14 protein-coding genes are annotated in these 12,433 nt (G+C 42.9%); 5 read left to right on the top strand and 9 right to left on the bottom strand.

What is annotated here, in order from left to right:
* The 3 genes from AB4653_RS09390 to AB4653_RS09380 form a co-directional block, all read right to left on the bottom strand.
* Positions 1 to 215 (bottom strand): family 1 glycosylhydrolase (locus tag AB4653_RS09390; RefSeq protein WP_372103956.1); only part of this gene is annotated, 215 nt, incomplete at its 3' end.
* 170 nt (positions 216 to 385) lie between these two features.
* On the bottom strand, positions 386 to 910 hold the full coding sequence (locus tag AB4653_RS09385) for a hypothetical protein (protein ID WP_032555163.1): 525 nt from the start codon (positions 908 to 910) through the stop codon (positions 386 to 388).
* 51 nt (positions 911 to 961) lie between these two features.
* The gene (locus AB4653_RS09380; RefSeq protein WP_009845943.1) at positions 962 to 1,351 is read right to left on the bottom strand and encodes a VOC family protein; all 390 of its coding nucleotides are present in this window, start codon (positions 1,349 to 1,351) and stop codon (positions 962 to 964) included.
* A gap of 265 nt (positions 1,352 to 1,616) precedes the next feature.
* Here AB4653_RS09380 and AB4653_RS09375 point away from each other — a divergent pair, with 265 nt between their 5' ends.
* Entirely contained in the window at positions 1,617 to 2,447 is an 831-nt protein-coding gene (locus tag AB4653_RS09375; protein WP_032555164.1) for a DMT family transporter, read from the top strand.
* A gap of 88 nt (positions 2,448 to 2,535) precedes the next feature.
* Here AB4653_RS09375 and AB4653_RS09370 read toward each other — a convergent pair whose 3' ends face one another.
* On the bottom strand, positions 2,536 to 3,450 hold the full coding sequence (locus AB4653_RS09370) for a LysR family transcriptional regulator (protein WP_032555096.1): 915 nt from the start codon (positions 3,448 to 3,450) through the stop codon (positions 2,536 to 2,538).
* Positions 3,451 to 3,636: 186 nt separating this feature from the next.
* On the opposite strand from AB4653_RS09370, the gene AB4653_RS09365 reads away from it, so the two are divergent.
* Both AB4653_RS09365 and AB4653_RS09360 read left to right on the top strand, forming a co-directional pair.
* Positions 3,637 to 5,709, top strand: a complete 2,073-nt coding sequence (locus AB4653_RS09365; RefSeq protein ID WP_009845946.1) for an alkyl/aryl-sulfatase — start codon at positions 3,637 to 3,639, stop codon at positions 5,707 to 5,709.
* Between the two features lie 281 nt (positions 5,710 to 5,990).
* Positions 5,991 to 6,800: an SDR family NAD(P)-dependent oxidoreductase gene (locus tag AB4653_RS09360; RefSeq protein ID WP_009845947.1), complete on the top strand. Its 810-nt coding sequence runs from the start codon at positions 5,991 to 5,993 to the stop codon at positions 6,798 to 6,800.
* 62 nt (positions 6,801 to 6,862) lie between these two features.
* Here AB4653_RS09360 and AB4653_RS09355 read toward each other — a convergent pair whose 3' ends face one another.
* Positions 6,863 to 7,453 (bottom strand): TetR/AcrR family transcriptional regulator, encoded by a 591-nt coding sequence (locus AB4653_RS09355; protein WP_009845948.1) that lies wholly within the window; start codon positions 7,451 to 7,453, stop codon positions 6,863 to 6,865.
* A gap of 119 nt (positions 7,454 to 7,572) precedes the next feature.
* On the opposite strand from AB4653_RS09355, the gene AB4653_RS09350 reads away from it, so the two are divergent.
* A complete protein-coding gene (locus AB4653_RS09350; protein WP_032555097.1) occupies positions 7,573 to 8,463 on the top strand; it encodes a DMT family transporter in 891 nt (296 codons plus the stop codon).
* A gap of 45 nt (positions 8,464 to 8,508) precedes the next feature.
* Positions 8,509 to 8,910 carry a tRNA (N6-threonylcarbamoyladenosine(37)-N6)-methyltransferase TrmO gene (tsaA, locus tag AB4653_RS09345; protein WP_009845950.1) on the top strand — a complete coding sequence of 134 codons (402 nt, stop codon included), beginning with the start codon at positions 8,509 to 8,511 and terminating at the stop codon, positions 8,908 to 8,910.
* A gap of 57 nt (positions 8,911 to 8,967) precedes the next feature.
* On the opposite strand, the gene AB4653_RS09340 is transcribed toward tsaA, so the two are convergent.
* The 4 genes from AB4653_RS09340 to AB4653_RS09325 all read right to left on the bottom strand — a co-directional run.
* Entirely contained in the window at positions 8,968 to 9,669 is a 702-nt protein-coding gene (locus AB4653_RS09340) for a lipoyl protein ligase domain-containing protein (RefSeq protein ID WP_009845951.1), read from the bottom strand.
* A gap of 134 nt (positions 9,670 to 9,803) precedes the next feature.
* Positions 9,804 to 10,400: a DJ-1/PfpI family protein gene (locus tag AB4653_RS09335; RefSeq protein ID WP_009845952.1), complete on the bottom strand. Its 597-nt coding sequence runs from the start codon at positions 10,398 to 10,400 to the stop codon at positions 9,804 to 9,806.
* A 133-nt stretch (positions 10,401 to 10,533) separates the two neighbouring features.
* Complete coding sequence (locus AB4653_RS09330; RefSeq protein WP_009845953.1) at positions 10,534 to 12,027, bottom strand: DUF5677 domain-containing protein; 1,494 nt, start codon at positions 12,025 to 12,027, stop codon at positions 10,534 to 10,536.
* Between the two features lie 11 nt (positions 12,028 to 12,038).
* The coding region (locus AB4653_RS09325) for a hypothetical protein (RefSeq protein WP_372103953.1) at positions 12,039 to 12,433 on the bottom strand (395 nt) is incomplete at its 5' end.

Genomic DNA, 12,433 nt, shown 5'->3' with positions numbered 1-12,433 from the left:
TCTTTGTATCGATGGTAGAAATCAACAGCGACTTGGTTTGGGTAGTTTTCGCCGTCGATCACGCCGTCAGTGATTCGACGTTGTACACCATGAGCGCCCGCTGTTAAAACATCAACAACACTGACACCTTTACCATTCGCATCCCAGCCGCCTTCTAGTTGATGTGCTGCAACCGCACCACCCCATAAAAAATCGTTCGGAAATTCGTTGTTCATACCATTACTCGCTACAAGTTATTCGTGAAAAAGATCAGGATTAGAGAGCTCATTACAGCCCTGAAACCGATTTCAATAAAAGCAAAGATACAGATTGAAACCGGTTTCAGCAATGACTAAACGATCTTTTTCTGATCGAACTACAGACTAATCAAAAGTCAGCGTTACGATCAGTGCTCTTCAAAATATTGATCATGTGTGTGTTTGCTAGATTGGTCTTGAGTTCCGGGATAGAACTGAACCAAAGTCTGATCGGCTAGTGTGAGGTGAATCCAACCCTCTTTGACTTTCAGCCAATTGGTGCCGTTGGTCTCGTAGACGGCAGGAAAAATGCCCCAGCCTGATTCTGATACCTGCAACTCTTGAAAGCGATTAATCGGAGTGAGTTTATTGCTTCTGAAGTCAGCCTCGGAGTAAACCAACAGAGGCTCGATAGCATCGTTTGGCTTAAACTCATAACAGCTTACAGAGGCTGAAGTACGATCAAACCACTGGTAGGGTTGTGCGCCTGTTAAATCATAGACCGTACAGTCGTTAAATTGAATGGCCCACTCTTGGTGAGCTTTAAAACCGAGGTAACCTATGGGTTGTGATGGTTCAGGTTTCGAGTCCGTCTCCTGCTCATACACCGGTTCTGAGGTAGCACATCCCATAAGCCCAAGACTAAAAAGGAAAGTCACAGCAAGCTTCATCATTGTCATACCTCAGTTCCGTTAGTAGATGAGTAACTCAATTAAGTCTCTACATTAAACGGTAAGTTCCAAGCGATTACCATCAGGATCGAGCACACAGCTCTCATAATAGCCATCACCTGTTCTTCTTGGGCCATCTAAGCGCTCATAGCCGTCTTCGACCAAGCGTTGAGTCAGTTGGTCGACCGCTTGTTCCGAACCTAGTGATATCGCCATATGAATGAAGCCTGTGAACTGGTCATAGATATCGTCTTTCGATTCAGGGACAGAGAACATTTCCATGATCTCTAAGCGACTACCGCTTTCAAAAGACAAGAAATATGAATAGAAGCCTTTGCTTGGATTGTGATATTTCTGGTTGGACGTTGCACCAAAGTAATCCTCATAAAAACGTTTAAGCACTTCGAGTTGTTTGGTCCAAATTGCGATGTGTTCGATCTTCATTTTTATCACCTAATGTTTACATATGACACTAGATTACTCGTCAGACAAGGAAGGATAAACAGAACATAATTCATCAAAAGTGTTCCTATTTAATAGTCAGTTCCGTTATCAAAATGCCAACAATTAGCTGCACAGTATTGGTATCTATGTTTGTGTAATAGTTATCTTTCCTCCATAGTCAGGTTTTACACAATCAGAGATTCAAACTGTGAGCTTTTTAAAACTGATACTACTTGCGGCTATATGGGGAGGCTCGTTTCTTTTCATGAGAATGGCGGCCAATCCATTAGGGCCCGCAGTCTTGATTGAAGCGCGAGTTCTGTTTGCAGCACTTACTCTGCTTTTAGTTTCTTTCTATTTAAAAAAGAAGCTCTCTTTTCATGATCACGCTAAACACTTCTTCATTCTCGGGCTGTTTAACACCACACTTCCTTTTTTGCTTTTCGCTTATTCCGCGCAGACACTTAACGCCTCGACACTCGCCATCTTGAACTCTACCGCGCCAATATGGGCGGCAATCATTGGTGCGATATGGACCAAAACAGCACTCGAGGCGAAAGTTTTATTGGGACTTGGGATTGGGGTAACGGGAGTTGGCGTGTTAGTCGGTTGGGATGCGATGAACATTGGCCGCGAGGCTATGCTTCCTATCTTTGCAGCAGTGATGGCGGCCTTTAGCTACGGAATAGCGTCAAACTATACGAAACAAGCCCCTAAAGTTGAGGCATTCAACAATGCCCATGGCAGCATGTGGGCAGCGGTGTTGCTGGTTTTGCCATTTGTATTCTTTATTCCGATGAGAGAAACACCCGACGTTACGATCACTACATCGGTTATCTTATTAGGCGCGGTATGTACTGGGTTAGCGTATCTACTTTACTTCAATCTCGTCTCTGAACTCGGCGCACCTTCAGCCCTGTCCGTGACCTTCATCATTCCGGTATTTGGTATTCTCTGGGGTAACTTATTCTTAGATGAAGCAATTGGCATCAATACGATTGTTGGTTCAATTCTGGTTATCACCGGCACCATGTTGGTGACAGGAATGTCGCCAATGAAAATGCTCAAAGCCGCTCGTCAGAAACGCGCACAATAAGTTGATTGAATCCAAAAAACCTAATTAAAACCCTCAAGTAACAGAGACAAAAACGGCCTCCAAATGGAAGCCGTTTTTCATTGAATCGTTAACAGCTTTGAGAGCTCGTCATGTATTGTTGAATCTTGGTTCTTAACCATTGATGTGCCGGGTTTAAGTCTGTTCGTTTATGCCAAATCATATACTGTTTCATGGGCAATACCTCAAAAGGCTGCTCGAGTACTTGCAGTTGGAATCGCTCCGCAAACTGATTAGCAAAACCTCTAGATGTACTACCAACACAGTCGGAGCCAGAGACCAACACACACATCGTCATCAATGAATCACATTCGGAACTGACTTTTCGCTGCTGTATCGGATTTTTTGTAAAGTAATCCGCGGTGTAAAGGTGAGAGCGACGCATTCTGAAGGTGATGTGTTTCTCATGATAATACTGCGCTTCCGTTACCGATCCATCAATCCTTGGATGCCCTTTCTTGGCGATCAGCACGAGCTCATCTTCAATCACTTGCTGGTTCATATAGCCATTCACTTGTGGGTAGTGAATATCGATCGCTAAGTCGGCTTGCTGCATGCTCAAACTCTGCAGCAGATCTTCTTCATTGCTTGGCACCATATTGAATTCAATTGAGATGTTACCAAGCGTCTCGTCCTTTTCCACAAGGGGCTGAAGCTTGGTTAAACCGATCTCGTTGACCAAAATTCGAAACACATGATGCTGCTGATTATCGAACTGCTTTAGCGTGCTGACCGCGCTGGTTATCCCGTCCAATGCGGGCTCTACACGTAACGCCAACTGCATCGCTGCATTGGTCGGCGTTATACCTCTACCCTCTCGAATAAAAAGGTCTGTACCCAATTGTGCTTGAAGCCGTTTCAAAGCGCCGCTGACTCCAGGTTGAGTCATACCAAGCGATTCTGATGCAAGCGTGATCGACTTTAATCGGTACACTTCTAAGAACACGCTCAGTAGATTTAAATCCAACTTTTCCATGTCGCTCACCGTATTCTCTCTATCAATGTCGTCTTATCAATCATAGGTCAGGTTTTATCTTCGTTCCCTAACCATAGTACGACTCAATACATAGCTAATCGTGATGTGTTAACTAAAGCTTACTTTATTTTTTGCTATATGTCTTAGGCATATAATTTCCTCAACGAAACGAAATCCCGAATTGAAGAGGCACCTATGACTCCATCACGCACTTTCAAAAATGCATCACTGTTCCTAGCAATCTCTCTTGCGTTTCCTGCTATTGCAGCTAACCATGACCACGCACACTTTAGCGATATAGGCGATCAAGGTGGCAAAGACGCGACTGAGATGACGACGAAAGCAAACCAAGAATTCGCGAAAACGCTGAACTTCGAAGACACTCGCGCGTTCGACAATAACAACAAAGGGTTGATCGCGAGCTTCGATCAAGAAACTGGCGATATTATTCGCAACAGCTTCAACTTCATAGACCCTAGCGTGAACAATGCCGATCAAGCACCCGATTCAGTAAACCCTTCGCTTTGGCGTCAAGCCGTGCTGAACCAAGCTGCTGAAGGTTTGTACGAAGTTGTCCCGGGTAAGGTTTACCAAGTACGTGGTGCCGATTTAGCGTCTATTTCTTTCATCCGCAGTGACAATGGTTGGATTGCTTACGACGTTCTTCTCACAAAAGAATCCGCGGCTAAGTCATTAAAGTTCTTCAAGAACAACGTGCCTGATGGTGGCGACTTACCTGTCGTAGCGATGATTTACTCACACTCACATGCCGATCACTTTGGCGGTGCACGAGCAATCAAAGAAGCTTACCCAGACGTAAAAGTGTACGGTTCTAAAAACATCACTAAAGAAATCGTCGACGAAAACGTACTGGCAGGTAATGCGATGTCTCGACGTACCGCTTATCAATATGGCGCAACACTGAATCGTCATGAGCACGGTATTGTGGATGCGGCACTCGCGAAAGGCTTGTCGACTGGCACCATTACTTACGTATTGCCGGATTACGAACTTAACCATAACGAAGAAATTGAAACGCTGGTTATCGATGGTCTAGAGATGCAATTCATGGATGCATCAGGCACTGAAGCGGCATCAGAAATGGTGACCTACATTCCGAGCATGAAGGCACTTTGGACTGGTGAGCTAACGTATCAAGGCATGCACAACCTCTACACATTGCGTGGTGCAAAAGTACGTGATGGCTTGAAGTGGTCTAAGAAAATCAACGAGATGTTGGTCACTTGGGGTGAAGATACCGAGGTGCTATTTGCCTCTCACTCATCGCCAATTTGGGGCGAACAAGAAATCTCTGACTACCTAAAAATGCAGCGTGACGCTTACGGTTTCACTCATAACCAAACACTTCGCCTTGCGAACAATGGTGTTGTTCTGCAAGACATTGGCGACGAGATCTACAAAGTCCTGCCAGACAGCATTCAACAGTCTTGGCACACCAATGGTTACCACGGTACTTACTCTCACAATGCTCGTGCGGTGTACAACATGTACCTTGGTTACTTCGACATGAACCCAGCCAATCTGAACCCACTACAAATTCACCCAGAGTCAGTTAAGTTTGTTGAATACATGGGTGGCAGTGACGCGGTGATTGAGAAAGCGCAGCAAGATTTCCAAGAAGGTGAATATCGCTTCGTTGCAACGGCACTGAACAAGGTTGTCCAAGCGGAACCTGAGAACAAAAAAGCGCGTGGTTTACTGGCCGATACTTATGAACAGCTAGGCTACCAATCAGAAGGCGCAGGGTGGAGAAACATCTATCTAACAGGTGCTCAAGAACTGCGTATCGGCACACAACCGGGTGCACCAAAAACGGCTTCTCCGGATGTATTGGCGAACATGACCATCGAAAACTTGCTGGATTACTTAGCGGTAAAAGTGGACTCATTGAAGGCGCAAGACACGCCGTTTACCATGAATATCCAATTACCTGATGTGAAAGAGTTCTACTACGTAGAGATGTCGAATGGCAACCTGAACAACATTCAAGTGAGCGAACTGCAAGATGCCGATACCACACTGGTCATCAACAAATCAGATGTATCAGACATCGTACTGAAGAAAACGACACTCAACCAATTATTGGAAGATGGCCAAGCGGGCGTGAAAGGAGACAAAACATCGTTGAACAAACTGCTGTCTTCATTGACAGAAGCTGACACCTCTTTTGAGATTGTTCCTCGTCCAAACAAAGGCGAAGAAGTCGACGCTGAGTTGTACCAAGATTCACACGAGCACGCTCACTAAGCAGCTCTTAGGTAAAATAATTACAACGTCAAACTGGCCTAAATAGGCTGAAACAAGGCTAATACGACCAAGCCTCAACCATTAAACTGGTTGAGGCTTTTTTGATTTGAGCTTTACTCGATATCAAGAAAATAAAATGAAAAGCCACACCCTTGTTTCACGGTTTCTCAATCGTAATACACATCCGTACTTTCTATATCTCAGCATGTGAAGTAGTAGAAACTTTGTGCAATCAAACTTTGTTATAAAAGTTGTCCGGACTCTTTATTCAAGGAAGGAAGATGCGAAAAAAGATCATGATTACAGGTGCGACAGATGGTATCGGTTTAGAGACCGCGAAAATGTTAGCCCAACAAGGGCATCACATCCTTATCCATGGACGTAACCCAACAAAACTCAGCAAAGTAGAAGCCGGCCTTTCTCGATTATCCAAGGATGCGATTATCGAAAATTATGTTGCTGATCTCTCTTCTCTTTCTGAAGTTAAAGCCCTCGCCAACCAAATAAAGTCGAAGCATGAACAGCTCGATGTACTCATTAACAATGCTGGCGTATACAAGGTTTCGGAAGTCACCACCTCAGACAACCTTGATGTACGTTTTGTTGTGAACACCATTGCCCCTTATTTACTGACTCAAAAGCTGCTACCACTTTTTGATGCCAACGGTCGCATCGTCAATCTATCTTCAGCCGCTCAGTCATCGGTCGATCTCGAGGCACTTGTCAGCCCAAATCCTGACGCTTTAGATGGCCCCATCTACGCACAAAGTAAGTTGGCGTTAACGATGTGGTCAATCCATCTAGCGCACCAATTAAGAGATCAAGGGCCTCTAATCATTCCCGTTAATCCGGCCTCATTTCTTGGCAGTAAATTGGTTAAAGATGCGTATGGTTTGGAAGGTAATGACTTAGGGATTGGCGCTGATATCTTATGCCGAGCCGCACTATCGGAAGAGTTTTCTAACGCTTCAGGGAAGTATTTTGATAATGATTCGGGGCTATTTAAAGCCCCTCATGCTGATGCATTAAATACGGGGAAAAATCAGAAACTGATGACGACTCTCGACCAGTTACTTACAGAACTGCTCTAGCCAATGCCACGCTCACTAGTCAGATACAATGAGAGCTCCGTATTTAGGAGCACTCCACAACATCAATCTGTATTCAGCGCAGCCAACAAAAACTCCGTACTTACGCGAGCATGTTGCTCAATATCTTGTAGGTTTGGTTTTGGCATCCCCATCAACACGCCGCTTCTCAAGCTTAATAGCATTCCCGTCCAAAGAGTAACCTTAGTGGCGACATCTTCGGTATCAAACCTATCCTTGAAAAACTGAGCGAGTGCAATATCGGTTTCGTTTTCACCTACCGACATAAAGCTTTCCAAGATAGCGGGAGACTTACCGCTTTCTGCAATCAATAGCTTCAACGTAGCGATATGTTCGTCCGACAAATGAAACGCCAAAAAGGCCGTAGCGAACCCATACAATGCCTGATAATTATCAGAGATTTTTAACTGCTCGACAGAAAGCTCATCAAACTGAGCCCCCATTTGCTGCAATGTCGCTTTGAACAACACATCTTTTGATGAGAAATATCGATAGAGCGTTTGTTTAGTCATCTGGGCTTCGCTTGCGATCACATCCATGCTCGCGAGCGTAAAACCTTCAGCTAAAAAAACAGCTTTAGCAGCTTTTAAAATCGCGAGTCGTTTCTTCTCTTTGTTCTGCTCAATCTTACTCATTACTTCATCCACCCCAAAACAGAGATCATACTTTAAAGTATGATTTGTGTTGACTCAACCAATTCTTAAAATCATACTCGCTGGTATGATTTATTGGTAATAGATAATTGGATAGAGAAATGACGACAATGAACCTCCCTAAAACTGAAGCAAGAAGCACACGAACCCTCGGCTTTACCCTCGCGATCGCAGGTGCCGTGTTAATGAGTATTGATCCAATCTTCATTCGTTATGCCGGTGTCAGTGGATTCGATACTGCCTTTTTGTTCGGCTTATTCAGCGCGATCTCGATGCCGATTTTGCTTAAGTTCAACGACAAACGCGGAATACGTAAAGCTGTGATTCAGAGCGGTTGGCCATTGTTGGCTGCGGGTATTCTTATGCTCGGCAGTGCCTCAGGCTTGGTGTTCAGCATTAAGATGACCTCGATTGCCAATACCTTTGTGATCCTTAGTGCCGCCCCTGCTGTTGCCGCTGTTTTCAGCTGGTTGATCTTGAAAGAAGCCACTAGTCGATCGACTTTGGTTGCCATTGTTGCGGTGATGATTGGTATTACGATTGTGGTTTCAGGTTCATTTTCTTCAGGCAATTGGATGGGCGATGCGTTGGCGGTATTCGCAGTGATCTGTTTATCTATGATGTTTACCTTGCTGCGTAAATATCAAGACGTCAGCCGATTGGCGAGTGTGGGCCTAGGTGGTTTGTTGCTAGCGGTTGTGATGTTTTTCTTCGCAACGCCATCAAGCTACAGCGTTGAAACGTGGTTAATCATGGGCATGATGGGCTTGTTTACGGCACCTGTCGGCAGAGTGTTATCTATGGTCGCAACGCGCCACATTACCGCGCCAGAGGTATCAATGACTCTGATGTTGGAAACTGTATTAGCACCAGTTTGGGCGTTTATCTTCTTCACCGAAATTCCGCCAACGACCAGTATTATCGGCGGTGTGGTGATCTTGATTACGATCTTCATCTACACCTTAGTGACCATGAAAAACGATGACAAATAAATCGATTAATAAAGAGATAAATAAAGAACTAAATAGGAGCTGAAGATGTCTGCAGAACTGCAATTTATTGGCCGAATTGCCACGCCTTATCACTCGGCTTCGGATTGCCCGAATAATATCCAACCGGACAACGGCCCTCTCGGTGAAATCAAGTTAGACAACGCGTTTCAGCCGGGTTTACAAGGCTTAAACACCGGCGACCACATCTTGATCTTGTATTGGTTAGAAGGCGCGAATCGAGATGAACTGATACAAAGCTGGTATGAAGAAACACCGACCAAAGGCACCTTCGCACTACGTTCACCGCACAGGCCAAACCCAATCGGTGCCGCCGTGCTACCGATTGAAAAAATCGAGAATGGCACCGTAACCGTGAGAGGCTTGGACTGCTTGAACAACACACCACTGTTGGATATCAAGCCAGCGATCTATAAAGAGAAGGGATAAGCGAGAAGTTGGCCTTCCTAAACCCAAAGCGAGCTGTGCGTTAGCCAAAGGAAGGCATTACGCATACTTGATGAAAGCTTGGCTTAACTGCTGAAAGAGTGAATCTACGTTGGGAAGGCTCGTCAAATGCGCGGACAAGGGAGTATGAACTTGCGCATCCACCACGGTTGGATTTCCACAAACTTGATTATAAAAATTCACGGCCGCAACGATGTTCTCTAGGTCGACATCCAACAAGATACAAGCTTGCGAAAGTACGATTTGGCCGCCCCCTTGTTTAAGCAATACACGTTGTGCAGTACCCACTATTTTTTGTTTATTGATATTGAGGTTGTAGTCACCATCACAATAAGAGCCAGGAGTCGCGTGTACATCCACATCGACACCTAGTTCTTTAAAAAACAGGGTTAAGACATTGCACAGATGTAGATACGCTTTTTGGATGTTGTAAGCTTCATCACGAGGCCAATGGTAGATGTGCGACAGGTTAATGATCCCCGGCAATTGAGGAACGGGAGCGCCACCTGTTTTACGCGAGGTAAGTTGCCAGCCTTGTGCCGCAAGTTGCTTTCTAGACTCTAACGTCACTGGCCACTTTTTACCCGCAGGCAAAACAAGTGTCGGCGTTTTTGCTTGCCAAAGCATTAAGGCTTGCGCAATTTCACCGGCCTGTATTTGCTGCAATAACTCAGCTTCTTTTTCAAACGCACGATCAACATCAATGTGCGGGTAACGTACGAGTTTATTCGTTAACTTCAATGCACTTTCCCTCTACAGATTGTGGTGACCGACCATTTAACGCTCTGAAATGGTTGATGATAGATAGGGCTATATGGGATGGAAACAGCGCCAAAATTTAGCTATTGGCACTATAGTTGTTTGTTAGGCAAAATTTACAGATACGCACCGACTACTGACATACAGTGCTGAACCGTGCTTTCTTTTTCACCGACTGGCGCGACATAATGAATTGCCGATTCAGCATCCGCCCTACTCGACAACTTGCTAATTACCCAGGTAGCCAAGTACTTTGATGACAAACAACCACCTGCTGTCGCAAGATTACCTTTAGCATAAAAGGGTTGGTCTAAAACGGTAACTCCTGATTCGACAACCCAAGGTTTCGTTGTTAAATCGGTACAAGCTGGTATTTGATGCAGTAAACCAAGTACTGACATGAGCAACGTACCTGAACATTGTCCACCAATTAACTGAGTTTCAGGGTTTAGCTTTAGCCTTGAAAGTATATCTCTGTCTTTCGCAATATCGCACGTTAGTGCACCACTGCCAAATAATACGACGTTGGCTTGGTTAGCAAACTCGAGAGGCTGTTGAGATTTGATTGTCACTCCGTTCATTGAAGTGACGTATTGAGATGGACTCGTTATTTGCACATTCCAACCGGCGTCTTTCATGCGGTTCAAAATGCCCGCAGCTATAAATGAATCCAGTTCATTAAATCCGTTAAAAGTTAGTACAGCAATATCCATATTTATTCCTATTTGCCTAACGCCTGCATAACACGTTTGCTACCATGCAGATTAAGCTCAAATTTACCACTTAACACGGTAAACTCAAAGAAACCCAGAATGCCGAATGTAGCAAATCGTATTGATGCATTTGTTAGCACGTTTCATCGCGGACTAATAATAATCTGTGTTCAAACGTCGGATATATTTTATTTAATAAATCGAGCGTCATGTTAGTTAATTTGACTAAATCTTTCTCTGCGTGATCTTCATATTTAGGTCGAGGCAATGGTACACGATGTAGTCTGTGCAACGGATTCAAACATGTCGTAAAAACGGTATCTCGAACAGCACACCATTGCCCATGAGCATACGTTGAAGGCCATGAGTAATATGCATCGTATATATCTTTACATTTGCCTATAATCGACATTTTTCTCAGGTCGATTTTAGCCCAATTGCCTAGTTCAATATCTTGAAAATCCATATAGATATCTTCATTAGCTAAACTTTCAATTTGTGATTTTTTCAAATATTCAGGCTTATCCTCTAAAACTTCCTCTAGCTTAATAAATGTTAATTTTGCTTGGCTTGACCCATATGTACGATATACATCCCACATTTTCTTATCATTAGTAGCAACCAAGTATGAGAATGTAATATATAGTTCAGCTAATACTCTTAATGAAAATTTAGATGTTACCATTATCCCCGAAGACAATAATCCTTCCCTAGAGATAGTTAACGCATAAAAACAAAATCCAAATGAAGCATCCCTTTTAGCCTGTACATGTGTAAAAGTATCAGTTTCCACAAAGTGCTGACTAAGCTCACCCCAACAACTTTCTATACTTTCAAGTGTTTTTGTAATATTAAATGAAGCTTCATATTTAGCTGGTGACGAAATAAAACAATCTGTTTTATTTTTACATTCAGCCCAAAACGCTCTTGAATATATTTCTTTATCTGTTTTATAACTATCATTTTCTAATACCGTATTACTGATCGACATTTCAGTACTTCGGATAAATGGCCTAACTTTTCTTTGGTCTTGATAATATGGATATTCTTGAAACTCTTTATATTGTTCTTCATTTTGTAGCACTAACATACCTGAATTTACACTCGGTAATAAATACGCCCATCGACAATCAGTCGCTTCTTGTGACTGATGATCTAATAATAGAGCAGTAGTTTGTGCTAAAACTTTCCAATCTTCTTTTTTAACATCAACCTCTCCACAAAATTCAAGCCACTTTTCGCGCATTGGTAGACAATCTAACAATAAAAGTGGTCTCAAAGCTGATTTTGATTCAGGGTGTAAACTTAAAACATTAAAAAATTCATTTTTTAATGTTTTATCAATAATAGAAAGGCCATAAAGACCTATTCTTGGCATTTTCTTTTCACCTTCGTCAATACCTTTATGCTCCAACCCTAGCTTAGTTCCAATTTCTCTGAAAACCTCTAGGGCATTATCTCTACTAAGCCCATTAATCAATAAACCAGCCCACAACATACAAGGAAGACGGTCATTAACCCAAGACATAGAGTTTCGGTTTGGAATTTGATTAAATGGAGCAATTAAACTACTTCCTTTTTTTTGATGTGAGTCTAATTTTCCTTTATTTTTTTTCTTATTAGCCATTACAACTCCAATTATTTATAATGTAAAAGAGCAATATCAGACCTCAAAGCTGAACGAAAATTCGTACGTGCTTTCCAAATTTTATCTGCTTGTATTTTGGTATATTTTTCACCATCGCCAGGGTTATTTCCCAATTCTTTTCGTAGCGAATAATATGATTTAATTACATCCTTAGATAAAAACAATCCTGCTTCATTTTCTGCCCATAAATTTAACTCAGTTAACACATTAGCTTGCAGATCTTTTGAAATAATTAGTTCAGGAGCTTTTCTTTTCTGTATTTTTGAAACGATTAAAAAAGCTTTTGGATATAACTCAATTCGCTTTTCATACAACTTTTCAGTAAACTTATTTTTGATTTCCGTTTTAAGTTTTTTCTCAGCCATATTGTTTTGATACACATTCG

Source organism: Vibrio sp. 10N.222.48.A3 (assembly GCF_041475345.1).
GTDB classification, from domain to species: domain Bacteria; phylum Pseudomonadota; class Gammaproteobacteria; order Enterobacterales; family Vibrionaceae; genus Vibrio; species Vibrio tasmaniensis_A.
The sequence above is the reverse complement of the archived record's forward strand: the minus strand, read 5'-3'. Positions and strand labels throughout refer to the sequence as shown.

Excerpts from the sequence above, each read along its gene's own strand:
- AB4653_RS09350 (WP_032555097.1), top strand. The coding sequence starts at position 7,573 with ATGACGACAATGAACCTCCCTAAAACTGAAGCAAGAAGCACACGAACC.
- tsaA (WP_009845950.1), top strand. The coding sequence starts at position 8,509 with ATGTCTGCAGAACTGCAATTTATTGGCCGAATTGCCACGCCTTATCAC.
- AB4653_RS09385 (WP_032555163.1), bottom strand. The coding sequence starts at position 910 with ATGATGAAGCTTGCTGTGACTTTCCTTTTTAGTCTTGGGCTTATGGGA.
- AB4653_RS09380 (WP_009845943.1), bottom strand. The coding sequence starts at position 1,351 with ATGAAGATCGAACACATCGCAATTTGGACCAAACAACTCGAAGTGCTT.
- AB4653_RS09330 (WP_009845953.1), bottom strand. The coding sequence starts at position 12,027 with ATGGCTAATAAGAAAAAAAATAAAGGAAAATTAGACTCACATCAAAAA.
- AB4653_RS09355 (WP_009845948.1), bottom strand. The coding sequence starts at position 7,453 with ATGAGTAAGATTGAGCAGAACAAAGAGAAGAAACGACTCGCGATTTTA.
- AB4653_RS09335 (WP_009845952.1), bottom strand. The coding sequence starts at position 10,400 with ATGGATATTGCTGTACTAACTTTTAACGGATTTAATGAACTGGATTCA.
- AB4653_RS09365 (WP_009845946.1), top strand. The coding sequence starts at position 3,637 with ATGACTCCATCACGCACTTTCAAAAATGCATCACTGTTCCTAGCAATC.
- AB4653_RS09360 (WP_009845947.1), top strand. The coding sequence starts at position 5,991 with ATGCGAAAAAAGATCATGATTACAGGTGCGACAGATGGTATCGGTTTA.
- AB4653_RS09375 (WP_032555164.1), top strand. The coding sequence starts at position 1,617 with ATGAGAATGGCGGCCAATCCATTAGGGCCCGCAGTCTTGATTGAAGCG.